Raw genomic sequence first — 23,806 nt, forward strand, 5'->3', positions numbered from 1 at the left:
CCGATGACCACCGCCCCGGCCACGCGTCCACCCGCGCCCGCCGGCACGCCCGAGCCCGCCGGTTCGTCCCCGCCCGCGGGCCCGGGGGCCGACGTCGCCGAGCTCGCCCGGCGCACCCGTGCCTTCGTCGACGACCACGTCCTGCCCGTCGAACGCGAGCTGGTCGTGGCGGGCCGGCACATGGACGACGACGTCCGGGTCGACCTGCAGCGCGCCGCCCGCGCGGCCGGGGTGTTCGGGCCGCTCACCCCGGTCGGGCTCGGCGGGCTGGGCCTGTCCAACGCCGGCCTCGCCGAGGTGCTCGAGGCGGCCGGGCGCAGCCTGATCGGCCCGACCGCGGTCAACTGCGCCGCACCCGACGACGGCAACATGCACCTGCTCGCCGCGGTGTGCACCCAGGCGCAGGCCGAGCGTTACCTGCACCCGCTGTTGCGCGGTGAGACCCGCTCCTCGATCGCGCTCACCGAGCCCGCGCCCGGCGCGGGCTCGGACCCGTCGATGGTCCGCACCAGCGCCGTCCCGGTCGACGGCGGCTGGGTCATCGACGGGGCGAAGCACTTCATCACCGGCGCCGAGGGCGCCGCGTTCACCATCTGCATCGCCCGCACCGAGGGCGGCACCACCATGTTCCTGGTCGACCAGGACAACCCGGGCCTGCGGGTCGGGCGCCGCATGCCGACCCTGGACCACAGCGCCGCGGGCGGGCACTGCGAGGTCACCTTCGCCGACTGCTTCGTCCCGGACGACGCCGTCCTCGGTGACGTCGGCGCCGGCCTGCGCTACGCCCAGGTGCGCCTCGCCCCGTCCCGGTTGGCGTTCTGCATGGCCTGGCTGGGCCTGGCCGCGCGGGCGCACGAGATGGCCGCCGCGTGGATCACCGGCCGCTCCTCGTTCGGCCAGCGGATCTCCGACCACGGCATGGCGCAGGCGCACGTCGCCGACAACGAGATCGACATCGCCGCCGCGCGGGCGCTGGTGCGGTCGGTGGCGCGGGTCCTCGACGAGGAGGGCCTGGCCAGCTCCGGCGCCCGCCACGGCGCCGCGATCGCGAAGACGTTCGTCGCCGAGGCGGTGTGGCGGGTGCTCGACCGGGTGGTCCAGCTCTACGGCGGGCTCGGTATCTGCGAGGACCACCTGGTCGCCCGCTTCCTGGTCGAGGCCCGCGGGTTCCGTATCTACGAGGGCTCGTCCGAGGTGCTGCGTGCCTCGATCGCCCGCCGGGTGCTGCGCGCGCACAGCAGCCCGGCTCCCATCAGCCCCGAGGAGGCCCGATGACATCGACATCCGCACCTGCCACGCCGCCCGCGACCCAGCCGGCCGGCGCCGGGGCCGGCGGATCCGGGCCGTTCTCCATCTTCGGCCCGGCGACGGCCGATCCGTCGGCACCGGACTTCGCGCGGATCTGCGAGATCGCCAACGCGATCGTGCCGTTCCGCCGGTTCGTGGGCATTGACATCACCCAGGTGGACCCCGACCACTCGGTCGTGGAGATCCCCGCCCGGCCCGATCTCACCAACCAGCTCGGCACCGTGCACGCGGGCGCGCTGTTCCTGGCCGCCGACCTCGCCGGGGCGGCCGCCGTCGCCGGGGCGATGGCGGCGCGGCTGAGCCGGTTCGAGAGCCTCGTCGTGCGCAACGCCCGCTCGTCCTTCCGCCGGCCCGCCCGCGGACGCATCCGGGCGATCGGCATGGTCGACGAGCGGGAGGCGCGCCGCGTCCTCGCCGGTACCGGGCCCGAGCGGTTCGACCTCGACGTGCGCGCCGTGCTCTACGACGACGACGACGTGATCGTGGCCCGCTTCGGCTTCGACTACGTCTGCGCGATCGGCGGCGACTGACCATGGCCACCACCGAGTCGACGGCGTCATCACCGTCCCAGGCACATTCCCAGGCATCGGCGCAGACTCCGGCGCAGGGCTCGTCCGCCGAGAAGGTGGCCGTGCCGGTCGGCGGCGACGTCGTGCTGGGGCTGCGGATCATGGCCCAGCCCGACCCGGCCGTGCCCGTGGTCGCGCTGCTGCCCGCGATGGCGCTGAAGGCGAAGTTCTACGTGCCGCTGGCGAAGGCGCTGTTCGGCGCCGGCCTGTCGGTGGTGCTGTGTGACCAGCGCGGCTACGGCGACAGCACCCCCGGCCTGCGCGAGCAGCCGAACTTCGGCTACCGCGAGCTGATCGAGGTCGACGTCCCGGCGGTCGTCACCACGATCCGCGCCCGTTTCCCCGAGGCTGCGCTGTACCTGTTCGGCCACAGCCTCGGCGGGCAGCTCGCGCTGTTCCACGCGGCGTCCGCGCCGGCCGGTGTCGCCGGCATCATCACCATCGGCACCGGCACGCCCTACTGGCGGGCCTTCGGACGCCGCAACTGGCTCGAGGCGTACTGGAAGATCCAGACGATCGGTCTGGTCGCACGGCTGCGCGGCCACTGGCCGGGCGGGATGCTCATCGGCGGCGCGATGTCCGGCCAGGTCATGGTCGACTGGGCGCGGCAGTCGCGGACGAGCTGGTGCCGGCCGCGCGGCTCGTCGCGCCGCCACGACGACGCGCTGCGGGCGCTGAGCCTGCCGGTGCTCGCGATCTCGCTCGACGACGACCGGCTCGGCCCCGCCTCGAACGTGGATTTCCTGTGCTCCCGGATGCCGGTCGCCCGGCTGACCCGCTGGCACGTCGTGGCGGCCTCGGGAGTCGAGAACCGGGACCACTTCGCGTGGATCAAGGACAGCGCGGTCATCGGGAAGGCCGCCGCGACCTGGATCGCCAGCGGCCGGCTGCCCGCCGCGGCCACCGCGGGCTCCGGCCCGGGCATCGGCGCGACCGACGGGGGTGGCCGGTGACCCGGGCCCGGCTGACCGTGCTCGGCGACAGCTTCGCCGAGGGCCGCGGCGACCCGCGGCCGGACGGCTCGTACGGCGGCTGGGTGCCGCTGTTCGCCGACCTGTTCGCCGTCCCGCGCGGCGGCCACCGCAACCTCGGCACCCACCAGGCCACCACATCCGACATCCTGCACCGGCAGGTCCCGGCCGCCCTGGTCAACAAGGCCACCATGATCGGCTTCATCGGTGGTGTGAACGACCTGGTCAGCGACTACGACCCCGATCGCTTCGCGCGCAACCTGGAGGCGATCCTGCGCCGGCTCGCCGGCCCGGACACCGTCCTGTTCACCGCCACCTACCCCGACATCCCCGGCAACCTCGACATCCCCGCGCCGTTCCGGGCCCTGCTGCGCGACCGCTTCGCCCGCGCGAACGAGGACCTGACCCGGGCCGCCACGGCCGTCGGCGCGGTCTGCCTCGACATCGCGGCCGCGGCCGAATGGCGCGGGCCGGCGTTGTGGGATCCCGACGGGCTGCACCCGAACCCGCGCGGGCACCGCCACTTCGCCGACACCATGGCCGACTTCGTCGGCCTGCACACGGGCATGGCGCCGGTCGGGCGCGAACCCGTCGGCGCCGGCGCGGGGGCCGGCCTCCTGTCCTACTGAGCCCTGCTGTCCTACTGAGCCCTCCCCCAGGCCATCCAGCGCCCCGCCCCCACCACCTGATGAAAGGTTCATCGTGCGCGAGAGCGGACCGCCCCGGCGACTCGCCGACACACCCATCGCCATCGTCGGCATGGCGGGTCTCTTCCCGCATGCCCGTGACGTCCGTGAGTTCTGGCAGAACATCGTCGACGCACGGGACTGCATCGAGGACATCCCGGCCAGCCGCTGGAACATCGACGACTACTACGACGCCGATCCGACCCGGCCCGACCACACCTACTCCCGGCGTGGCGGCTTCGTCCCGGACGTCGACTTCGACCCGCTGGAGTTCGGCCTCCCGCCGAACCAGCTCGAGGTCACCAGCACCCTGCAGACCCTCAGCCTCGTCGTCGCCCGTGACCTGCTGCGCGACGCCGGCGCCACCGACTCCACCTGGTACGACTCCGAGACCACCGGCGTGGTTCTCGGTGTCACCGGGCCGGTGCCGCTCATGCACCCGCTCGGCGCCCGGCTCACCACCCCGGTGCTGCGCGAGGTCGTGCGTGCCTGCGGGCTGACCGAGGACGACGCCCAGGCCATCGCCACCCGCTACGCCGAGGCCTTCGCGCCCTGGGAGGAGAACTCCTTCCCCGGCCTGCTCGCCAACGTCACCGCCGGGCGTATCGCGAACCGCCTCGGCCTCGGCGGCATGAACTGCACCGTCGACGCCGCCTGCGCGGCATCGCTTTCCGCGGTGCGGATGGCGATCGCCGAGCTGGTCGACGGCCGCTCCGACATGATGATCGCCGGTGGTGCCGACACCGAGAACTCGATCTTCGGATACATGTGCTTCAGCAAGACCCAGGCGCTGTCGAAGTCCGACCGCATCCGCCCGTTCGACGAGGGCGCCGACGGCACGCTGATCGGCGAGGGCGTCGGCATGATCGCCCTGCGCCGGCTGGCGGACGCCGAGCGCGACGGCAACCGGATCTACGCGGTCATCCGCGGGCTCGGCTCGTCCAGCGACGGCCGTTCGAAGAGCATCTACGCCCCGCGAGCCGAGGGCCAGGAGCGCGCGCTGCGGCGCGCCTACGCCGACGCCGACTGCTCGCCGGCGTCCGTCGAGCTGTTCGAGGCACACGCCACCGGCACCGCCGTCGGCGACCGCACCGAGCTGACCGCGCTGGACGGCGTCCTGCGCGCCGCCGCCGACGGGCAGGCCCACTTCGCCGCGATCGGCAGCGTCAAGTCGCAGATCGGCCACACCAAGGGCGCCGCGGGCACCGCCAGCCTGATGAAGCTGGCGCTCAGCCTCTACCAGAAGACGCTGCCCCCGACGATCAACGTCGAGCGCCCCAACGGCCCGCTCGCCGAGGATGCGACCCCGCTGTACGTGAACACCCGCACCCGGCCGTGGATCCGCGACCCGCGCCGGCCGGTGCGCCGCGCCGCCGCCTCCGCGATGGGCTTCGGCGGGACGAACTTCCACGTCGTCCTGGAGGAGCACAGCGCGCTGCGCCCGGCGAACGGGATGGTGCACCGCACTGCCCGTGCCTGGGTGTGGCACGCCCCGGACCCGGCCGCGCTGCGCGCCGCGCTCGAGGCCGGCGCCGCCCCCACCGACGGCCCCATCCCCGCCGACCATGCCCGGGTCGGGTTCGTGACCCCGGCCGGCGACCCGGACGGCGCCGAGCCTCGCCGGATCGCCCTCGCCCAGCTCGCCGCGTCCCCCGACGCCGAGCAGTGGACGCACCCCGCGGGCGTCTACTACCGCCGCCGCGCACTGGCGGACCTCCGCGTCGGCGCGCTCTTCGCCGGCCAGGGCAGCCAGTACCTGGAGATGGGCCTCGACGCCGTGCTCGGCGTGCCGACCGTCGGCCAGGCCCTCGACGACGCGAACGCCGTGTTCGACGGCGACGCCACCGCGCTGGCCGCGGTGATGTACCCGCCGCCGGTGTTCGACCCCGAGCTGCGCCAGGAGCAGGAGTCCCGGCTGCGGGCCACCCGGTACGCCCAGCCCGCCATCGGCGCGCTGTCGGTGGGCCAGTTCCGCTACCTGGCCGAGCTGGGCCTGGACTGCGCGGGCTACCTCGGCCACAGCTTCGGTGAGCTCACCGCCCTGTGGGCCGCCGGCGCGCTGACCGACGCCGACTTCTTCCGCCTCGCCCGCGCCCGCGGAGCCGCGATGGCCCCGCCCGACGCGCAGGCCTCCCCCGCCGAGGCGGCGAGCTCCGATCCCGGGACGATGGCCGCCGTCCAGGCCGGCCGCGAGGAGATCGAGCAGATCCTCGCCGACTTCCCCGACGTGGTCGTCTGCAACCACAACGCCCCCGACCAGGTCGTCGTCGGCGGCGGCACGCAGGCCGTCGGCGAGGTTCTGGCCGAGCTGGCCCGGCGCGGCCTGACCGGCCGGCTGCTGCCCGTCTCCGCCGCGTTCCACACCCGCTACGTCGGGCACGCGGTGGACCGGTTCGCCGCGGACCTGGCCTCCGTCGAGATCGGGGCTCCGACCGCGCCGGTGTACGCCAACACGGCCGGCGCGAGCTACGGCACCGAGCCGGCGGCGAACCGCGCGGTTCTCGGCGGCCAGCTGCTGGCACCCGTCGACTTCGTCGCCGGTGTCCGCGCGATGCGCGCCGCCGGCTGCAACGTCTTCGTCGAGTTCGGCCCGAAGCAGGTGCTCGCCCAGCTGACCCGCCGCATCCTCGGCGACGAGCCGATCGCGGTCGTCTCCACGGACGGCGGCCCGCTGCGCGACGGCGACGTCATGCTCAAGCAGGCCGCCGTGCAGCTCGCGGTGCTCGGCGTGGCGATCACCGACATCAACCGGTACGACCCGGCCTCGCACGCCGAGGGCGGGCAGGCCGCCGCGCGCCGTGCCGCGATGACCATCACGCTCACCGGCGCCGAGTACATCCCCGACTCCCGCCGCGCGCTCTACAACGCCGGCCTCACCGACGGCTTCCGGGTCAGCGCGCTGGCGGCCCCCGCCGCCGCACCGGTCGCGGACGCCGCCGCGGTCACCGCCGTCACGCCGGCCACGCTCACCCCCACCGCGGGCGGCGCCCCCACCGCGAACGGCGGCTCCGTCCACGGCGGCCTGGCCACCACCAGCGCCAACGGTGACCTGGCGGCCGCCAGCCTCGCGCCGGCGGTCGACGGCCCACCCGCCCCGAACGGTCTGGCCATGGCCGGTGCCGCCGCGACGCCGAGCCCGGTGGCCGCCGCAGGCACGGACCTGGACCCGGCGCTGGTGACCGAGGCGGTGAACCGGCACCTGGACCTGCACACCCGGTACCTGGACGGACAGCTGCAGATCACCGGGGAGCTGGTCGCCCTGCTGCGATCGGGCGCGAGCACAGACCAGCCCGCCTGGATCCCGGCGGCCATCGAGCAGGTCGCCGAGCAGAGCCTCGCCGCCGGCCGCACCCACACCCGCGCCAACGAGGTGCTCGCCGCCCTCGCCGGTCTGCGGCTCCCGGCTCGGGAGGACGCCTTCCTCCCCGCGCCCGCCCCGGCCCCGGCTCTGCCGGTGGCCCCGGTTCACACGGCACCAGCCGGACTCACGCAGGCCGGGCCGGCCGGTTCGGGCACCCCGGTGGTGCCCTGGATCCCCACCCAGGACTCCGGTGACGGCGCTGCCAGCGGCAACGGCAGCACCGCTGGCAACGGCAGTGCCAACGGCAACGGGTACCGGCCCGGGACGCCGGCCCTCGGCGCAGGCGAGCCCGTCGGGACCGAGACTCCGGCGAGCCCTGCTGCCAGCGCGCCGGACACCACGGGCCCCACGGCGGACGAGGTGCGCACCGCACTGCTCGGCGTCGTCGCCGACCGCACCGGCTACCCCGCCGAAATGATCGACACCGGCATGGACCTCGAAGCCGACCTCGGCGTCGACTCCATCAAACGCGTCCAGATCCTCGGCGCCCTACAAGAACACTTCCCCACCCTCCCCGCAGTCGGCCCCGAACGCCTCGCCGAAATGCGCACCCTCGACCACATCACCGACCACGTCCTCACCAGCCTCACCAACACGGCGAGCAGCACCCCGCAGCCCGTACCGGCCTCGCCGAACGGCACGACCGCGGCCACGGTCTCCCCGGACACCGTCCGCACCGCACTACTGGGCGTCGTCGCCGACCGCACCGGCTACCCCGCCGAAATGATCGACACCGGCATGGACCTCGAAGCCGACCTCGGCGTCGACTCCATCAAACGCGTCCAGATCCTCGGCGCCCTACAAGAACACTTCCCCACCCTCCCCGCAGTCGGCCCCGAACGCCTCGCCGAAATGCGCACCCTCGACCACATCACCGACCACGTCCTCACCAGCCTCACCGGACCGACCGGACCGACCGCCGCAACGTCCGACCCCGAGACACCGGCCACGGCCGAATCCCTCGACGACCTGGCACCGCTGCCCCGCCGCCGGGTCGAGCTCGTGGCAACCGCCCCGGTGGACGTCCTGGACGCCGCACCGTTCGGGTCGGACCCGGTCGCCGTCGTCGTCGACGCCTCGGCCACCGGCACGGACGCCGCGACGCTGGCCGCGCTGGACGAGGAGCTGGTCGGCCGAGGCTTCGCGGTCCGCACGGTGCGGCTGCCGGCCGCGGCAGCCGGCGGCACCGAGCCCGACACCGACACCGACACCGCCGACGAGCCGGCTGACCCGCTCGACGAATGGGACGCCGCCGCGGTCGAGAGCGCGCTCGCGGACGCGTTCGGCGCGGGGGAGACCGCCGACCTGTGCCTCCTGCTGGTCGGCACGCCGGCCGGCCCGGATGAGGGTTCCGGCTGGACGGACGGCATCCGCCGGCTCGCCGACGCCGTCCTGGTGGCCAAGCACGCCGCCGGACCGCTGCGCCGCGCGGCCGCGCGTGGCGACCGGGCCGCCTTCCTCACCATCACCCGCCTCGACGGCGGTCTGGGCCTTCGCGGCCCGGAGCCCGCCGTGCAACGCCTCGTCGGCGGGGTCTGCGGAGTGGTGAAGACGCTGGCCCGAGAGGAGACCTCGCTGTTCTGCCGGGCCCTGGACGTCGATCCCGCCGTGGCGCCCGCGGATCTGGCCCGGATCGCGCTGACCGAGCTGTGGGACGCGGCTGTCGACCTCCTCGAGGTCGGCGTCGACCCGGACGGCACCCGCTGGACCGTCCGGCCCGGCCCCTTCGGCGCCAGCCCGGCCACGGCGACCGCCGACCGCGACCCGGAGACCGGGCCCGTCGACGACGGCGAGGTCACCAAGCTGAGCCCGCAGGACACGGTGATCGTCACCGGGGGCGGGCGCGGGGTGACCGCCGACTGCGTGCGGGCGCTCGCGGCCCGTGTCCCGGCGCACTTCGTGCTCCTCGGCCGGACCGAGGCCGACGCCGATCCCGCCTGGGCCCACGGCGTCGCCGACGCCGCCCTGCTCGGCGCCGCCGCCGCCGACCTGGCGGCGCGGGCCGGCACCGACGGCCCACGCCCGACGCCCCGGCAGGCCGAGGCGGCGCGCCGCGACGTGCTGGCCCGCCGCGAGATCCGCGACACCCTCGCGGCGCTGGCCGCGACCGGCGCCACCGCGGTCTACCTGAGCGTCGACATCGCCGACCGGGCGGCGGTACGGGCCGCGCTGGCTCCCTACCGGGACGTGGCCAGCGCCCTCGTTCACGGTGCCGGGGCACTCGCCGACAGCACGTTGGAGGCCAAGACCCCCGACGCGGTCCGCCGGGTCCTGACCCCGAAGCTGACCGGGCTGCGCAACGTCCTCGACGCGCTCGGCGCCCTCGGCTCACCCGAGGAATCCCGTTCCGGCGCGGCCTCGCCGCTGGGGCATCTGGTGCTGTTCACCTCGGTGGCGGGCCTGATGGGCAACCCGGGGCAGGCCGACTACGCGGCGGCGAACGAGGCCCTCGGCCGACTCGCCGCCGGTTGGAAGCAGGCGGCACCCGGCCGGCACATCACCGCGATCGACTGGGGCGCCTGGGACGGCGGCATGGTCGACGCCGACCTGCGCGAGCTGTTCCGCTCCCGCGGCGTCGCGCTGATCGACCGGGCGCAGGGCGCCGAGGTGTTCGCCGACCTGTTCGAGCCGCCGGGCACCGCCGACGTCCGCCTGCTGGTCGGGTCGGCCGAGGCGCTGACCGGCGCGGGCGGGGTGCGGCCCGCACCGGCCCTGGTGGCCCGCCGCGACCTCGGCGAGATCGCCGAGCACCCGGTGATCCTGCACCACCAGGTCGGCGGGTTCCCCGTCCTGCCGGCGACCTTCGCGATCGGCTGGCTCGCGGGCGTCGTCGAGCGCGCCCACCCGGGGCTCGCGGTCGTGGAGGTCCGCGACTTCGACGTCCACAAGGGTGTGGTGTTCGACGGGACGGGCGAGCTGACCCTGCGGGTGCACGCCGCGGCTGCCGAGCCCGACCCGAGCGCCGGCGGCGCGGCCGGCGCGGGTGACCGGCTCGTCGTGAAGGCGAGCGTGCGCAGCCCGGGCGCGCTGCCGATCGGCGTCTCCCGGTACGCGGCGACGCTGGTCCTCGCCGCGCGGCCACCGGCGCCGACGCAGGTGGAGGACTGGTCGCGGCTGGAGGCGCTGTGGTCGGGGCCGGGCGCGCAGGACGGCCTGGAGATCTACACCGGCGGCACCCTGTTCCACGGGCCGCTGCTGCGGGGGATCACCCGGGTCCTGGAGCGCGGTGACCGCAGCCTCGTCATCGAGTGCCGCCTGCCCGCGGCTCCGGTCGCGCACGGCGCGTTCGCCGCCACGCTGCACGATCCGGCGCGGGCCGACCTGCTGCTGCACGGCCCGTCGGTACTCGGGCGCTGGATCACCGGCCAGGCCTGCCTGCCGCTGGCCGTCGGGCGTGTCGACTACCGGGCCCCGCTGCCGGCGGACGAGCCGTTCGCCGTGGTGGTCGACGAGACCCAGGTCCGCGACACCGGCCTGCTCAACCGGGTGACCGCCGTCGGCCGGGACGGACGGATCCTCGTCCGCCTGCACGACGTGGCGATGGTCGCCACCCCGGACATGGCGGCGAAGTTCGCCGAGGGTGCCGCGCGCTGGGCGCACGAGGTGACCTCATGACGATCGCCGAGGAGGCGCCCCGCATGTCCGTGCCGGGCTTCGGCCCCCCGGCGCTGCCGGCCGCCGCGTTCGACGAAGAGCTCGGTTTCGAGGGCGAGGCCTTCGACGCGCTCCGGCTGACCGTCCCGGCCACGCCCACGGCGACCACGGCGACCACCGTGGCGACCACGGAGGCGCTCGCTCTGGTGACCCCCGTGGCAGCCACGGTGGCGGCGGCGATGGAGCGGCCGCTGCCCGCCGGGTCCGCGCTCAGCGGCGCGGGTCACCTCGCCACGACCCGGATCGCCGGGCTCATCCGCGATGCCGGCGCCGTCGTGGCGGCGGCGCACGACTCCGCGCTGGCGGCGCAGCTCGCGCTGAGCCGGCTCACCCTCGCCGGCCCGGCGCCCACCGGCACCGTCACCACCCGCCCCACGCCCACCGTCCCACCGGCGATCGCCGCGGCGGCGACACCAGCGATCACGGCGGCCACACCGGCCCTCACAGCGGCGGTCACAGCGGCGGCCGTTCCTGAGACCGGGCCGGCGCAGGTCGTGCCGGCACCCACCGGTCCGGGCACGGAGGACGACCCGGTCACGGAGGCGTCCTTCAAGGCACTGGCGCGCACGGAGCGCCGTGAGCTCACCGCCGCGGACCTGGCCGCGCTCGGCCGCGGCGAGATCGCGGGCGTCTTCGGGCCGGCCTACGACCAGGAGGGCGCCAGCCCCGACCTCACGCTCGTGGATCCGGGCGGCCGGCCGCTGCTGGCCTGGGTGGCGGGGCTGCGCACGCATGGCGGTGCCAGCGCGGCCGGTTCCCTGCGCGCCGGCCTGCTGCCGCTGGACGCCGCGAGCGGCACCGACGCGCTCACCGCCGAGTTGCTGACCGCGGCCGGGCAGGCGCTGCGGGTCTTCGCGCTGTACGTCGGCCTGCACCTGTGCCTGGCGGACGCACGCTTCGTCCCCGCGGCGCCCGCGGAGGACCCGGACGGCCGCCCGCGCACCGGTCCGGCACATCCCGCGCCCACCGTGACGCTCGTCGGCACCGGCGCCGACGACGCGTCGCGGTGGGACGGCACCGGCGGGGAGGTCGTGCTCGACGTCGACACGATCGACCTGCTGCCACGGCCCTGGCTGGCCGCCCGGGTGCTGGTCCGGGCCGGCGGACGGGTCGTCGCCGAGATCCGCGACGTGGCCGTGACCGTCCGGGAGCGCCCGGGCACGCCGATCGGGCCCGAGCAGGGCGGCGCCGTCACGGCCTTCCTCGGCCGGCGCAACGCCGCCGGGGAGCGGGCGCTGCTCAACGAGTTCCACATGGCGCACTGCGCCCGCGGGGACCAGGGCATCGGGCTGGGACCGGAGTTCGGCGCCTACCGGGGGCGGCGGGCCACCCGGCTGCCCGGCGGCGGGCTGCGGCTCGTCGACCGGATCATGGAGTCGGACTCCCGCCGCGGCGACCTGCGCGGCGGCGCCACCCACATCACCGAGTACGACGCGGCGGCGGACTGCTGGTACTACGCCGACACCGCGAACGCCTCGATGCCCAACTGCGTCTACATGGAGACGTCGCTGCAGTCGGCGCTGCTGCTCGGCTACTACCTGGGTGCGACCCTGGCCGAGCCGGAGGAGGACTACAGCCTGCGTAATCTCGGCGGGAGCGCGACGGTGCTGCGCGAGGTGGAGCTGCGCGACGCGACCATCCGCCAGCACTCGACGCTGATGTCGACGAACCCGATGCCCGGCACGGCCCTGCAGGACTTCTCCTACTCGATGGCCGTCGACGGCGAGCCGTTCTACACGGGCGAGTCGATGTTCGGCTACTTCAACGCGCCGGCGCTGGCCCGCCAGACCGGCCTGGACGGCGGGCGGCTCGTCCCGACCTGGCTCGACGAGGTCGTCGAGCGGGGCGGTGAGCCCCCGGCGGTCCGCACGATCGACGTCGCCGCCCGCCGCGCGGACCCGGCGGCGCCGCTGTGCGCCCGCGGCCAGCTCGCGCTGCTCGACGACGTGCAGGTCGTCGACGGCGGGGGCCGGCACGGGCGCGGCTACCTGCGCGCGGTCCGCCCGATCGACCCCGCGGACTGGTTCTTCGCCCGGCACTTCCACCTCGACCCGGTGATCCCCGGATCGCTCGGCGTCGAGGCGGTCATCCAGGCCATGCAGGAGTGGTCCGTCGACGCGGGCCACGCGGACGGGATGGCCCAGCCCGGGTTCGTCCTGCCGGTCGGCCTGACCATGCACTGGAAGTACCGGGGCCAGCTGCTCCCGTCCGACGGGACGTTCACCCTGGAGGTTCACATCTCCGATGTCAGCCGCCGGCCAGGCCGGGTCCGCGTCACCGCCGACGCGAGCCTGTGGAAGCCGACGATGCGGATCTACCAGCTGACCGACATCGCGATCGAGCTGCGCGACGAGGGAGCGCCCTCATGGTGAGCCCGCCCCTGATCACCACACCACTGGTCACCACACCCCCCGCCGCGGCTCCGACCGCACGACTCGCACCGCCCGGACGGGCCACACCCCTCGCCCGGACCCCGGCGGACGTCCACCGGGTGCTCGCCGACCTGGAACGGCCCGTCTACGTCGTGCGCGACGCGGCCGGGATCGCCCTCACCGGCGACGAGCAGGCCGCGGCGACGGCCGGGCAGGTGCTGGCCGCCGCGGGCCCGTTGCCACCGCGACGCCTCGGCTCCCCCGCCTTCCGCCGCGACCACGGAGTCGACCAGGCCTACATGGCCGGGTCGATGGCGAACGGCATCGCATCCACCGATCTGGTGGTCAACCTGGCCCAGGCGGGCTATCTCGCCTCGTTCGGCGCGGCCGGGGTCGTCGCCGCCCGGGTCGAGGAGGCGCTCGCCGACCTGCGGCGGCGGACCGGCGGACGTCCCTTCGCCTGCAACCTGATCCACAGCCCGACCGAGGCCGCGATGGAACGGGACGTCATCGACGCGTGCCTGCGCCATCAGGTGCGCTGCATCGAGGCGTCGGCGTTCCTGGACCTGACCCCGCAGGTGGTGCGCTACCGGCTCGCCGGCCTGCACCGCGGCCCGGACGGGCGGGTCGTCGCGGCGAACCGGGTCGTGGCGAAGGTGTCCCGCACCGAGGTGGCCGAGCTGTTCCTGCGGCCGGCTCCGGAGGCGCTGGTCCGTCCGCTGGTCGAGCAGGGGCTGGTCAGCGCCGAGCAGGCGGCGCTCGCCGCGGCGGTGCCGCTCGCCGACGACATCACCGCGGAGGCCGACTCCGGCGGCCACACCGACCGCCGCCCGCTGGCTGTCCTGCTGCCCGAGCTGCTTGCCCTGCGCGACGCCCTTCGGGACGCGCCGGGTGGCCCGGGCGGCGCAGGTGGCGGGTGGTCCGTCCGGGTGGGTGCGGCCGGTGGCCTCGGCACCCCCCGAGCCGTCGCCGCCGCGTTCGCCCTCGGCGCGGACTATGTCGTGACCGGCTCGGTCAACCAGTCCTCCGTCGAGGCTGCGCAGTCGCCGGCGACCAAGGCGCTGCTCACCCAGGCCTCGGTGACCGACTGCGCGCAGGCTCCGTCCGCCGACATGTTCGAGATCGGCGCCGAGGTGCAGGTTCTCAGCCGCGGCACCATGTTCGCGTCGAAGGCGCGCCGGCTGTACGACCTGTACCACCGGTACGACGGGCTGGACGACATCCCCGCCGACGAGCGGGCCGCGCTGGAGAAGCGGATCTTCCGCCGGCCGCTCGACGACGTCTGGGCCGACACGGTCACCTACTTCTCCACCCGCGACCCCGAGCAGATCGAGCGGGCGCGGGAGAGCCCGAAGCGGCGGATGGCACTGGTGTTCCGCTGGTATCTCGGCCTGTCCTCGGGCTGGAGCATCGGCGGCGCGGCCGACCGGGTCGCCGACTACCAGGTCTGGTGCGGCCCGGCGATGGGTGCCTTCAACACCTGGGTACGCGGCAGCGTCCTGGAACCGCTGGAGAACCGGCACGCCGCCGCGATCGCCACCGAGCTGATGCGCGGGGCCGCGTTCACCAGCCGGGTCGCGGCGCTCGCCCAGGCCGGCGTCCGGCTGCCCGCCGCGGCCACCACCTACCGGCCGCTCCCCCACCGACGAGAACAGGAACGACGGCGATGACCGCACCGGTACTGCAGCACCAGCACCGTCCCGAGGGGGACGACGGCACCTCCGCGTGGCTCGTCTGCGACGGCTGCCGGCGGATGATCTACAGCCGGCGGTTCGCCCGCGGCGGGAGCGTCTGCCCCGAATGCGGCTGGCACGCGCGCCTGACCGCCGCGCAGCGGATCGACCTGCTGCTGGACGCGGACTCCGTCGAGCTTCTCGACACTCCGGTCACCGCGGCGGACCCGCTGCACTTCATCGACACCCGCCCCTACACCGACCGGCTGCGCGGCGCCCGGGCCGCGACCGGGATGTCCGAGGGGGTGCTGGTCGCCCGCGGCACGATCGAGGGCTGCCCCGTCGTCGCCGCGGTGATGGACTTCCGCTTCCTCGGCGGCAGCCTCGGCGCCGCCGTCGGCGAGGCGATCACCGGGGCCTGCGAGATCGCCCTGCGGGAACGCACCCCGCTGCTGCTGGTGACCGCCTCGGGCGGCGCCCGGATGCAGGAGGGCGCGCTCTCCCTGATGCAGATGGCCAAGACGGCCCAGGCCATCGGTCAGCTCGACGAGGCCGGCATCCTCACCGTCTCCCTGGTCACCGACCCGACGTTCGGCGGTGTCGCCGCGTCCTTCGCGACGCTGACCGACGTCATCATCGCCGAGCCCGGCGCCCGCCTCGGCTTCGCCGGCGCCCGGGTGATCGAGCAGACCATCCGCCAGACCCTCCCGCCCGGGTTCCAGACCGCCGAGTTCCTGCTCGAGCACGGCGTCGTGGACCTGATCAGCCCGCGGGCGGCGCTGCGCCCGACGCTCGGGCGGCTGCTGTCCGTCGCCACCCGCCGCCAGGCGACGGCGATGGCCGCGTCCGCGTCCGCGGCGAGCCCGGGCGGGGAGGCCGGCGGGCATGGCTCGGCGGGCGTCGTCCGTGACCCCGCCCGGCTCGCCGAGCGCCACCCGTGGGAGGCGGTGCGCCTCGCCCGCCGGCTCGGCCGGCCCAGCGCGCTGGACTACGTCGGTGCGCTGGTCGAGGACTGGACCGAGCTGCACGGCGACCGCGCCGCCGCCGACTGCCCGGCCATGATCGCCGGCCTGGGCCGCTTCGACGGGATGTCCGTCGTCGTCATCGGGACGCAGAAGGGCCACACCGCCGCCGAGCTCGCGGCACGGGCCTACGGCATGCCCTCGCCCGCCGGCTACCGCAAGGCCGCTCGGGTGATGCGGCTGGCGGCGAAGCTGGGCCTGCCGGTCATCACACTGATCGACACCGCCGGCGCGCATCCCGGCATCGAGGCCGAGGAGAACGCCCAGGCCGTCGCCATCGCCGAGAACCTGCGGCTGATGGCCGGCCTGCCGGTGCCCGTCGTCGCGGTGGTGACCGGTGAGGGCGGCAGCGGCGGCGCGCTCGCGCTGGCCGTCGCGGACCGGGTGCTGATGTGCGCGAACGCGATCTACTCGGTGATCAGCCCCGAGGGCTGTGCCGCCATCCTGTGGAAGGACCCGGCCGCCGGACCGGACGCCGCGGCCGCGCTGCGGGTCGACTCCCGCGCCCTCCTGGAGGCCGGCATCGTCGACGGCGTCATCCCCGAGCCCGACGGCGGCGCGGACGTCGACCCGCTCGCCGCGGCGGACGCCCTGCGCGCCGCCCTGGCCGGCACTCTCGCGGACCTCGTTCCGCTGGACCCGCCGACCCTGGTCTCCGGCCGCCGGGCCCGCTTCCGCCGCTTCGGCGCCCCGGTGCCGGCCTCGGCCACCGCCACGGCCCCGAGCGCCGCCACGCCTGCCGTACCCACCCTCCCCGCGGCGCGCCCGCCGATGGGACAGCGCTCCACCGCCGATCTCGACGACGTGAGGCAACCATGACCTTGACCACCGCGAACGGCAGTCACACCACCCCGGTCACCGGGACCGGCCAGCGGGCCGGGGAGAACAGCCTCGGCGAGGTGATCGCGGTCCTGCGCCGCGAGGCCCTGGAGGCGGGAGCCGGCGGCGGGCGCCCGGTGAGCCGGGTGCGGGTCAGCGCCGGGGACATCACCCTGGAGATCGACTGGACGACGCCGGCCGGTCCGAGCGGCCGGGAGGGCTCGGTCGCCACCGCGCCGGCTGTGCCGGCGTCCGGCTCGGGCCCGGGCGCGCTCGGGGCCCCCGCCGGGGCGGGTCACACCGAGCCGGCCCAGGCCGCGGCGGCCCCGCGCCCGCGCGAGAGCGCCGACGACGCGCTCGCCTACGTCGTTCCGGCGCACACCGTCGGCGTCTTCTACCACTCCCCCGAGCCGGGTGCGGACCCGTTCGTGCGGGCCGGTGACACCGTCGTCGCGGGTCAGCAGGTCGGGATCATCGAGGCGATGAAGCTGATGATCCCGGTCGAGGCGGATCGCGGCGGTGTGGTCCGTGAGGTCCTCGTCGCCGACGCCACCCCGGTGGAGTACGGCCAGCCCCTGCTCACCCTGGACGTCGACGCGCCCGCCGGCAGCCGGTGATGATCAAGAAGGTTCTCATCGCCAACCGCGGCGAGATCGCGCTGCGCGTCGCCCGCACCTGCCGCGAGCTGGGCATCGCCACCGTCGCCGCGCACTCGTCGGCCGACCGCGACAGCGCCGTCGTCGCGTTCGCCGACGAATCCGTCCAGATCGGCCCCGGACCGTCGCGGGAGAGCTACCTCAACATTCCCGCGGTCATCGAGGCGGCGCGCATCCGCGGCGCCGACGCCGTGCATCCCGGCTATGGCTTCCTGTCGGAGAACGCCGACTTCGCCGAGGTCTGCGCGGCCGAGGGGCTGACCTTCATCGGCCCGCCGCCGGAGGTCATGGCCCGCCTGGGCGACAAGGCCGTCGCCCGGCGGATCATGGCCGAGGCCGGCCTGCCGCTGCTGCCCGGTAGCCGTGACACCCCCGACCAGCCGGAGGCCGCCGCCGCGGTCGCGGCGGAGATCGGCTACCCGGTCATCATCAAGGCCGCGGCCGGCGGCGGCGGGCGCGGAATGACCGTCGTGCACGACGCGGACGCCTTCGCCCGCGCCTACCGGCACACCCGGGCGACCGCCCAGGCGGTGTTCGGTGACGGCCGCCTGTATGTCGAGCGGTACCTGCCGTCCGCGCGCCACGTCGAGGTCCAGGTCCTGGCCGACACGCACGGCAACGCCGTCCACCTGGGCGCCCGGGACTGCTCCCTGCAGCGGCGCCACCAGAAGCTGGTCGAGGAGACCCCGGCGCCCGGCCTGCCGGCCGAGGTCGTCGAGCCGCTCTGCGCGGCGGCCGTACGCGGCACGCTGGCCAGCGGGTACGTCGGCGCCGGGACCTTCGAGTTCCTCGTCGACCCGCAGGGCCGCTTCTACTTCATGGAGGTCAACTGCCGCCTGCAGGTGGAGCATCCCGTCACCGAGATGGTGACCGGCCTCGACCTGGTCGCGGAGCAGATCCGGGTGGCCGCCGGCGAGCCGCTCGGCTTCACCCAGGCGGACGTCGACGCCCGCGGTGTGTCGATCGAATGCCGCATCAACGCCGAGAACCCGCGGCGCGACTTCGCCCCCGCCCCCGGGACGCTCGAGGAGTTCGCAGCGCCCGCCGGCCCGTTCGTCCGGGTCGACACCCACGCCCGCCCCGGGTACCGCATCCCGGCCTACTACGACTCGCTGCTGGCGAAGGTCGTCGTCTGGGCCCCGGACCGCCCCCGGGCCCTCGCCCGGATGCGCCGCGCCCTCGAGGAGCTGCACGCGGACGGCCCCGGCGTGGTCACGACCACGGAGTTCCTGCGCGGCCTGCTCGACCATCCCCGCTTCGTCGCCGCCGAGCACGACACCGTGATGATCGAGACCCTGACCTCCCAGTGACCGAGCAGACCTCGGGACTCGGGTCAGGCTGACGCCCGGCCTCCCGCCGCGGGCGGGACCGACGGGTCCCGCCCGAGATGCCGGCGGCCCGGGCGATCGGCCGGCGTGCTGCCGGCGACCAGGCTGGACAGAAGCGCCAGCGCCTGTTCGTCGGCGCTGCCGTGCGCCGTGTGGTGGACCACGAGCACCTGGCCCGGGGCGGAGTTGACCCCGAACGACTCGTACCGCAGGGTCAGCTCGCCCACCAGCGGATGCGCGAAACGCTTGGTGCCGCTGGCCCGCTCTCGCACATGATGGCGTGCCCAGAGCTGACGGAAGGTCTCGCTCTTCAGCGACAGCTCGCCGACGAGTTCCGTCAGCAGCGGATCGTTGAGGTCATCGACGGCGGCCCCGCGAAGGCTCGCCACACAGTCGGCGGCGATCCGCTCCCAGTCGGGAAAGGTCTCCCGGGAGCCGGGGTCGAGGAAGACGGAGCGGACGAGGTTCTGCCCGCGGCCGAACCCCGGGCTCAGGGCCGCGGCGAGGATGTTGGCCGCGAGGACGTCGGTGCGCCGCCCGAGAACGAGGGCCGGCGTGTTCGGCCACAGGGACAACAGGCTCAGCAACGCGGGCGACACCCGCTCGACCCGCGGCAGAGCACGGCGGCGGTGCGGCCGGGGCCGCCCGAGTTGGTGCCGATGGGCCGTCTCCGCGTCGTCCAGGCGCAGCACCGTCGCGAGGGCGTCCAGAACGTGCTCCGACGGATTCTGATCTCGGCCCTGCTCCAGGCGAACGTAGTAGTCGACGCTCATTCCGGCCAGCAGGGCGAGTTCCTCGCGGCGCAGGCCTCGAACCCGGCGGCGGCCGTGGTCAGGCAGGCCGAGACTGGCTGGTCCGACCTGTTCGCGCCGCGCTCGGAGGAACTGTCCGAGCGTGTTCTTTTCATCGGCCGTTCCGCTCACCTGGCTACCGTAGGTCAGGTATCCACTCCGCTGGCAGGCCCTGTCAGGACCAGGGTTGCGAAAGCCAGGAGGAGTGGGGCGCTCACTGGATGCCATCCACCCTGGCACGGTGCGCCTATGACTGAACACAAGGTGCTGACCGTCAACGACGCGACGGCGCCCACCGCGGCGGGTGCCCCCGATGACAGACTGGACGGGCCCCTCGTACGGCTGATCGCCGTCATGCTCGTCGGCGGGGTGCTCGCCCTGCTCGACGCCACGATAGTCAATGTCGCGATCGGGACGCTCGGCGATGCCTTCGAAGCTCCGCTGGGAACGATCGAGTGGGTCAGCACGGGATACCTGCTCGCGGTGGCGGTCGCGATACCCGTCACCGGATGGGCGGTGGACCGCTACGGCGGGCGGGTCGTGTGGCTGCTCGGCCTCGCCGTCTTCACCGGTGCGTCACTGCTCGCCTCCGTGGCATGGTCGGCGGGAACCCTGATCGCCTTCCGAGTGCTGCAGGGTATCGGTGGCGGAATGCTCGAACCGACTCGTCTCACGGTGCTCGCGCGGGCCGCGGGCCCGCACCGGGCGGGCCACGTCATCGGCCTGATCGCCGTCTCCAGCACGATCGGGCCCGTTCTCGGGCCGATTCTCGGCGGCCTCATCCTGGACCACCTCGACTGGAGGTGGATCTTCCTGGTGAACCTGCCGATCGGCGTCGTCTCGATCGCTCTGGCGATGTGGGCCGTTCCGCGCGACCGCCCCACACACGGTGCGGGACGCCGCATCGATCTGCTGGGTATCTGCCTGCTCTGCCCTGGATTCGCCGCAGTCGTCTATGCGCTGTCGCGCGCGGCGCAGGAAGGTTTCGGCGTGTGGGAGGTCTTCGTCGGGCTGGGTGTCGGCGTCGCGCTGTTCGCCGGGTACAGCGCACACGCGTACCGGGACCCCGAGCACGCAGTCATCGATCTGAGGCTCTTCCGCGGTGGCGGTTACCTGGCCAGCATCGCCGTGATGTTCCTGGTCGGCGGCGCTCTCTTCGCGCTGATGTTCCTCCTGCCGCTGTACTGGCAGGAGGCCCGCGGCCGCGACGTCCTGGACGCGGGGCTCCTGCTCGCGCCGCTCGGCCTCGGGACCCTGATCGGAATGCCCCTGGCGGGCCGGCTCGCCGACCGGGTGGGGGCACGCAGGCTGGTACCGGGCGGCGCCGCCCTGGTGGGGGCCGCAGCGCTGGTCTTCGCCCTCTCCGGGCCGAACACCTCGGTGCCGGTCCTCTCGGTCGCGTCCCTGGTCGCGGGGGTCGGCCTCGGTTTCGTCGGCGCGCCGACGATGTCGTCGGTGTACCGGACCGTCCAGCCCGCGGCCGTCTCGAGCGCCACCGGCGCCATCGTCATAGCCCGACAGATCGGCGCGTCCGTGGGGGTCGCCGCTGTCGCCCTCATCGTGTCCGCCCGGGTCGACGACGGAGCCTCGGCCGTGGACGCCTACACCGCCTCCTTCTGGTGGGTGCTCGGTGGCGGGGTCGTCGTCCTGCTCGCCGGGTTCGCGCTGCCGGGACGGCCGGCGCGGCGGCCGTCCGCCGTCGCGGCCGACGCCGATCCGGTGTGAGCGCTCCGCGCGCCGCGGCGCCGCGTCACGTCCCGACCCGGACGGAGATCTCGGTGCTCCCCTTGAGCGGGAGGGACATCCCGACGAAGCCGTTCGCAGGGTCACGGACGTACTCCAGGTAGTCCTCCTCCGCGTTGTCGTTGACGACGATCGCGCCTGGTCGCAGCTGCGGGGCGACCAGGCCGATGATCGAACGTGACAGGCTCGGCGGGTTCGCCGTCGGCCAGCCGTCGACGAGCAGCAGGTCGATGGGCCCGCCGAGGTCGGCGAACGTCTCCAGCGCGTCGCCCACCCGGATGTCGACCAGCTGCTCCAGGCCCGCGTCGGCGAGGTTGTTCCGCGCCTTCGCCGCCTTCTCCGGGACGATCTCCGACCCGATCACCAGCCCGCCGCCGTTGTCGCGCATCGCGGCGGCGAGATACAGCGTGGAGATCCCGAGCGACGTCGCGCATTCGGCGACCCGGGTCGCACCGGTCGCACGGCACAGCAGGTAGAGAAGGTCGCCCTGCTCGGGCGCGATCGGGAACGCGACATCGGTGAACTCGAACGGGTCACGCGGCGGGAACCCGCCGCCCCCCGCCCTCGGCCCCCGCCCGCCCCGCCCACCGGGACCGCCCGGCCCACCGGCGCCACCGGGACGGGGGCCCCGACCGGGCGGCCTGCCCTGCGCCCTGACACGCTCGATCACCGCGTGGACGTCGGGATCCCGCAACGGTCCGTTCAGTACATCGCCGATCTGAACATCGCTCATCTGATCCTCCATCGAGCAATCGCGATACATCGCGATACTATCCACGGGTGGACGGCCCGCAAAGCCGCGTACCCGCGGCGCCGAGCCGCCGCACGCCCGCCACCAGGCGCCGCTCGGTAGCAGGTCGCCACAGGCCCGCGATGGCACCGGAGCGCGGGAGACTGGTCGTCATGCGGCAGGCGTTCGCCCACGAGGCCCTCGTCGAGATGCCCTCCGACGCCGACACCCGCGCGCCCGGCGCGGCGGTGACGGTCGCTCTGTGCGGGCACTGGGACCATCCGCCGCCGTGCCCGGACGCGCCGCACCACACCGCCGCCGTCCGCACGCCGGACGGGGTGCGGCTGCGGATCCTGTTCGCCACCGAGCCGCCCGGAGAGCTTTCCGTCCGCCGCCGCATCGAGGAGGCGCTGCGGGCCGGGTCCCTGCGCGGCCCGGACGGTACCGTCACCCGCTGGCGGCTGCTCGGCTGCACTGCCTCCGCGGTGACCGCCGCCGAGACCGCCCACGGCGCCCGCCTCGCCGAAGGCTGATCACCGCCATGCCGTCCGCCCGGCGCCCAGCCGGCCGCGGCCTGCCCCCCTCGGAGGACACGGGTGCGAACATCCAACGCGGGGCGCGCCCCCGGCCTGATCGCGACCGCACGGGCCGCCCTGATCGCTCTCCCGCTGATCATCGCTTTGCCGGCCTGCGCGGACGCCCCCGAGCCGGCCGCGGGTACCACCACGCCTCCGCCATCGGCCACCGCCGACCAGCCTGCCGGCAGTGGGACGGCCTCGGGCCCGACGCGCAACGCGGCGGCGAGCGCATCCCGGTGCTCGGCGTCCGACCTGACCATCACGCTGCCCGCGGTTACGACCGACCCCACCCGGCAGCAGAACGTCTCCGTGCTGTTCACGAACCGCTCCGCCGAGCCGTGCTCGGTCCGCGGCTTCCCGGGTGCCCAGCTGCGGACGTCCACCGCGGACAGCTGGGATCTCGCCCGCTCCTCCCAGGTCGAGGTGCGGACCGTCACGCTGGCGCCCGGCGGGACGGCGCACGCGACGCTGACCTACCTGCCCGCGAACCCACCGGGCACCGCCGGTGTTGCCTTCACCCCGGAGGCGCTCGTCGTCACCGCACCCGACGAGCGGGAGTCCACCCGGATCGCGTGGACGCTGGGGCCACTGCTGCGCCAGGACGGTGCCACCCACCCGGGCACCTACATCTCGGCGCTCCAGCCCGGTGCCTGACCTCGACCCGCGCCCGCCCCGCCCCTCCCCCAGCTCCCCAACCCACGGCCCCCGACGCCCGACGCCCGACGCCCGACGCCCGACGCCTGGGCGTAACGCCGGATCGGTCACGGATGCCCTAGCCTGTGAGCATGTCGACCGGCCACCGCGTGCGCGCTCAGGCGGCATGGGTGGTCATCGCCGTCCTGGCGCTGCTCGGTCTCGGCTCCGGAGCAGGCGGGTGGGCCGGCGGCCATCCCCCGGGCGGCAGCGTGGGGGCGGCCGCCGAGTCGGCCCTCGCCACGGTGCCGCCGCTCCAGGGTGGCCTGCCGTTCCCGCACCTCGACCGCGGCGCTCATCTGGCGAGCTCGTCGCCGTCGTGGGCCGGTGGTCACGAGGTCGGCCTCACCGCCACGCTCGTGCCGCTCGTTCTCGGCGCGGTCTTCCTGGGATGGCGGGGCTCCCGCTGCGCGGCCAGGCCGCTGCGCCCCGTCGGCCCCGGTGGCGCGCGCGCCCCGCCGGCGCGGGATGGATGCCCGGTCTGAGCGCGATCCCGCGCCGCCCCTTCTGTCAACGCGTTCGACCGGCCGCGGTGCCGGATCGGCGGGTATCCGCCACACGCCAGCGCCTCGCTTCGGCCCCGGCACTGTGTACCGGCCCGGCGTCGTACGCATGTGCACCGGGCCTTCGCGGTCGGATGCCGTTCACGGCAGGGTGACTTCACGGGCGACACGAGGACATCGCGGGCGGATCACCTCCTCATCCGCCCCGGCCCCGCGCCCCGTGGCGGCACGCTTCCGGCCGATCCCGACCGCCGTCCACCGGCCGAAAGCCCGCTGACCGGGGCGCCGGCACACCACCGACCGCCCTCCTGACGAGTCGCCGCCGGCCGAGGATCCGCCGCCGCCGAAC

At 75.0% G+C, this 23,806-nt stretch carries 16 protein-coding genes; 14 read left to right on the forward strand and 2 right to left on the reverse strand.

What is annotated here, in order from left to right; all coding sequences use genetic code 11:
- The first annotated feature begins 3 nt into the window (after positions 1 to 3).
- From AWX74_RS05220 to AWX74_RS05265, 10 genes are all read left to right on the forward strand, one after another.
- Positions 4 to 1,275, forward strand: coding sequence for an acyl-CoA dehydrogenase family protein (locus tag AWX74_RS05220; protein ID WP_091272187.1), 1,272 nt, complete (start codon positions 4 to 6; stop codon positions 1,273 to 1,275).
- Complete coding sequence (locus tag AWX74_RS05225) at positions 1,272 to 1,838, forward strand: YiiD C-terminal domain-containing protein (RefSeq protein ID WP_091272189.1); 567 nt, start codon at positions 1,272 to 1,274, stop codon at positions 1,836 to 1,838. Before AWX74_RS05220 ends, AWX74_RS05225 begins: the two co-directional genes overlap by 4 nt.
- A 2-nt stretch (positions 1,839 to 1,840) precedes the next feature.
- Positions 1,841 to 2,830, forward strand: coding sequence for an alpha/beta hydrolase family protein (locus AWX74_RS05230; protein WP_091272190.1), 990 nt, complete (start codon positions 1,841 to 1,843; stop codon positions 2,828 to 2,830).
- A complete protein-coding gene (locus AWX74_RS05235; RefSeq protein WP_006543820.1) occupies positions 2,827 to 3,477 on the forward strand; it encodes an SGNH/GDSL hydrolase family protein in 651 nt (216 codons plus the stop codon). Before AWX74_RS05230 ends, AWX74_RS05235 begins: the two co-directional genes overlap by 4 nt.
- A gap of 73 nt (positions 3,478 to 3,550) precedes the next feature.
- Entirely contained in the window at positions 3,551 to 10,510 is a 6,960-nt protein-coding gene (locus tag AWX74_RS05240; protein WP_091272191.1) for a type I polyketide synthase, read from the forward strand.
- A complete protein-coding gene (locus AWX74_RS05245; protein WP_091272193.1) occupies positions 10,507 to 12,921 on the forward strand; it encodes a hotdog family protein in 2,415 nt (804 codons plus the stop codon). Before AWX74_RS05240 ends, AWX74_RS05245 begins: the two co-directional genes overlap by 4 nt.
- A complete protein-coding gene (locus tag AWX74_RS05250) occupies positions 12,915 to 14,591 on the forward strand; it encodes a PfaD family polyunsaturated fatty acid/polyketide biosynthesis protein (RefSeq protein ID WP_091272196.1) in 1,677 nt (558 codons plus the stop codon). Before AWX74_RS05245 ends, AWX74_RS05250 begins: the two co-directional genes overlap by 7 nt.
- Positions 14,588 to 16,435, forward strand: coding sequence for an acetyl-CoA carboxylase, carboxyltransferase subunit beta (accD, locus tag AWX74_RS05255; protein WP_091272198.1), 1,848 nt, complete (start codon positions 14,588 to 14,590; stop codon positions 16,433 to 16,435). The genes AWX74_RS05250 and accD overlap by 4 nt, the downstream gene beginning before the upstream one ends.
- The gene (locus AWX74_RS05260) at positions 16,432 to 17,052 is read left to right on the forward strand and encodes an acetyl-CoA carboxylase biotin carboxyl carrier protein (protein ID WP_091272201.1); all 621 of its coding nucleotides are present in this window, start codon (positions 16,432 to 16,434) and stop codon (positions 17,050 to 17,052) included. The genes accD and AWX74_RS05260 overlap by 4 nt, the downstream gene beginning before the upstream one ends.
- Positions 17,052 to 18,401 carry an acetyl-CoA carboxylase biotin carboxylase subunit gene (locus AWX74_RS05265; RefSeq protein ID WP_091272204.1) on the forward strand — a complete coding sequence of 450 codons (1,350 nt, stop codon included), beginning with the start codon at positions 17,052 to 17,054 and terminating at the stop codon, positions 18,399 to 18,401. The genes AWX74_RS05260 and AWX74_RS05265 overlap by 1 nt, the downstream gene beginning before the upstream one ends.
- Positions 18,402 to 18,424: 23 nt before the next feature.
- Here the strand turns inward: AWX74_RS05265 and AWX74_RS05270 are convergent, their stop codons facing one another.
- The gene (locus AWX74_RS05270; protein WP_242666083.1) at positions 18,425 to 19,342 is read right to left on the reverse strand and encodes a helix-turn-helix transcriptional regulator; all 918 of its coding nucleotides are present in this window, start codon (positions 19,340 to 19,342) and stop codon (positions 18,425 to 18,427) included.
- A 117-nt stretch (positions 19,343 to 19,459) separates the two neighbouring features.
- On the opposite strand from AWX74_RS05270, the gene AWX74_RS05275 reads away from it, so the two are divergent.
- Positions 19,460 to 20,935 carry a DHA2 family efflux MFS transporter permease subunit gene (locus AWX74_RS05275; RefSeq protein WP_091272209.1) on the forward strand — a complete coding sequence of 492 codons (1,476 nt, stop codon included), beginning with the start codon at positions 19,460 to 19,462 and terminating at the stop codon, positions 20,933 to 20,935.
- Between the two features lie 25 nt (positions 20,936 to 20,960).
- Here AWX74_RS05275 and AWX74_RS05280 read toward each other — a convergent pair whose 3' ends face one another.
- Positions 20,961 to 21,686, reverse strand: a complete 726-nt coding sequence (locus AWX74_RS05280) for an O-methyltransferase (protein ID WP_226930878.1) — start codon at positions 21,684 to 21,686, stop codon at positions 20,961 to 20,963.
- 170 nt (positions 21,687 to 21,856) lie between these two features.
- On the opposite strand from AWX74_RS05280, the gene AWX74_RS05285 reads away from it, so the two are divergent.
- From AWX74_RS05285 to AWX74_RS05295, 3 genes are all read left to right on the forward strand, one after another.
- A complete protein-coding gene (locus tag AWX74_RS05285) occupies positions 21,857 to 22,216 on the forward strand; it encodes a hypothetical protein (protein ID WP_091272870.1) in 360 nt (119 codons plus the stop codon).
- Between the two features lie 63 nt (positions 22,217 to 22,279).
- Positions 22,280 to 22,915 (forward strand): DUF4232 domain-containing protein, encoded by a 636-nt coding sequence (locus AWX74_RS05290; protein ID WP_242666084.1) that lies wholly within the window; start codon positions 22,280 to 22,282, stop codon positions 22,913 to 22,915.
- A 125-nt stretch (positions 22,916 to 23,040) separates the two neighbouring features.
- Complete coding sequence (locus tag AWX74_RS05295; protein WP_091272212.1) at positions 23,041 to 23,439, forward strand: hypothetical protein; 399 nt, start codon at positions 23,041 to 23,043, stop codon at positions 23,437 to 23,439.
- Positions 23,440 to 23,806 lie beyond the last annotated feature (367 nt).

Origin of the sequence: Parafrankia irregularis (assembly GCF_001536285.1) — a bacterium.
Classification (GTDB): Bacteria; Actinomycetota; Actinomycetes; order Frankiales; family Frankiaceae; genus Parafrankia; species Parafrankia irregularis.

What these genes read in the sequence shown, in the direction of transcription:
- AWX74_RS05220 (WP_091272187.1), top strand. Translation starts at nt 4, where the DNA reads ATGACCACCGCCCCGGCCACGCGTCCACCCGCGCCCGCCGGCACGCCC.
- AWX74_RS05225 (WP_091272189.1), top strand. Translation starts at nt 1,272, where the DNA reads ATGACATCGACATCCGCACCTGCCACGCCGCCCGCGACCCAGCCGGCC.
- AWX74_RS05230 (WP_091272190.1), top strand. Translation starts at nt 1,841, where the DNA reads ATGGCCACCACCGAGTCGACGGCGTCATCACCGTCCCAGGCACATTCC.
- AWX74_RS05245 (WP_091272193.1), top strand. Translation starts at nt 10,507, where the DNA reads ATGACGATCGCCGAGGAGGCGCCCCGCATGTCCGTGCCGGGCTTCGGC.
- AWX74_RS05250 (WP_091272196.1), top strand. Translation starts at nt 12,915, where the DNA reads ATGGTGAGCCCGCCCCTGATCACCACACCACTGGTCACCACACCCCCC.
- accD (WP_091272198.1), top strand. Translation starts at nt 14,588, where the DNA reads ATGACCGCACCGGTACTGCAGCACCAGCACCGTCCCGAGGGGGACGAC.
- AWX74_RS05260 (WP_091272201.1), top strand. Translation starts at nt 16,432, where the DNA reads ATGACCTTGACCACCGCGAACGGCAGTCACACCACCCCGGTCACCGGG.
- AWX74_RS05265 (WP_091272204.1), top strand. Translation starts at nt 17,052, where the DNA reads ATGATCAAGAAGGTTCTCATCGCCAACCGCGGCGAGATCGCGCTGCGC.
- AWX74_RS05275 (WP_091272209.1), top strand. Translation starts at nt 19,460, where the DNA reads ATGACTGAACACAAGGTGCTGACCGTCAACGACGCGACGGCGCCCACC.
- AWX74_RS05280 (WP_226930878.1), bottom strand. Translation starts at nt 21,686, where the DNA reads ATGAGCGATGTTCAGATCGGCGATGTACTGAACGGACCGTTGCGGGAT.
- AWX74_RS05285 (WP_091272870.1), top strand. Translation starts at nt 21,857, where the DNA reads ATGCGGCAGGCGTTCGCCCACGAGGCCCTCGTCGAGATGCCCTCCGAC.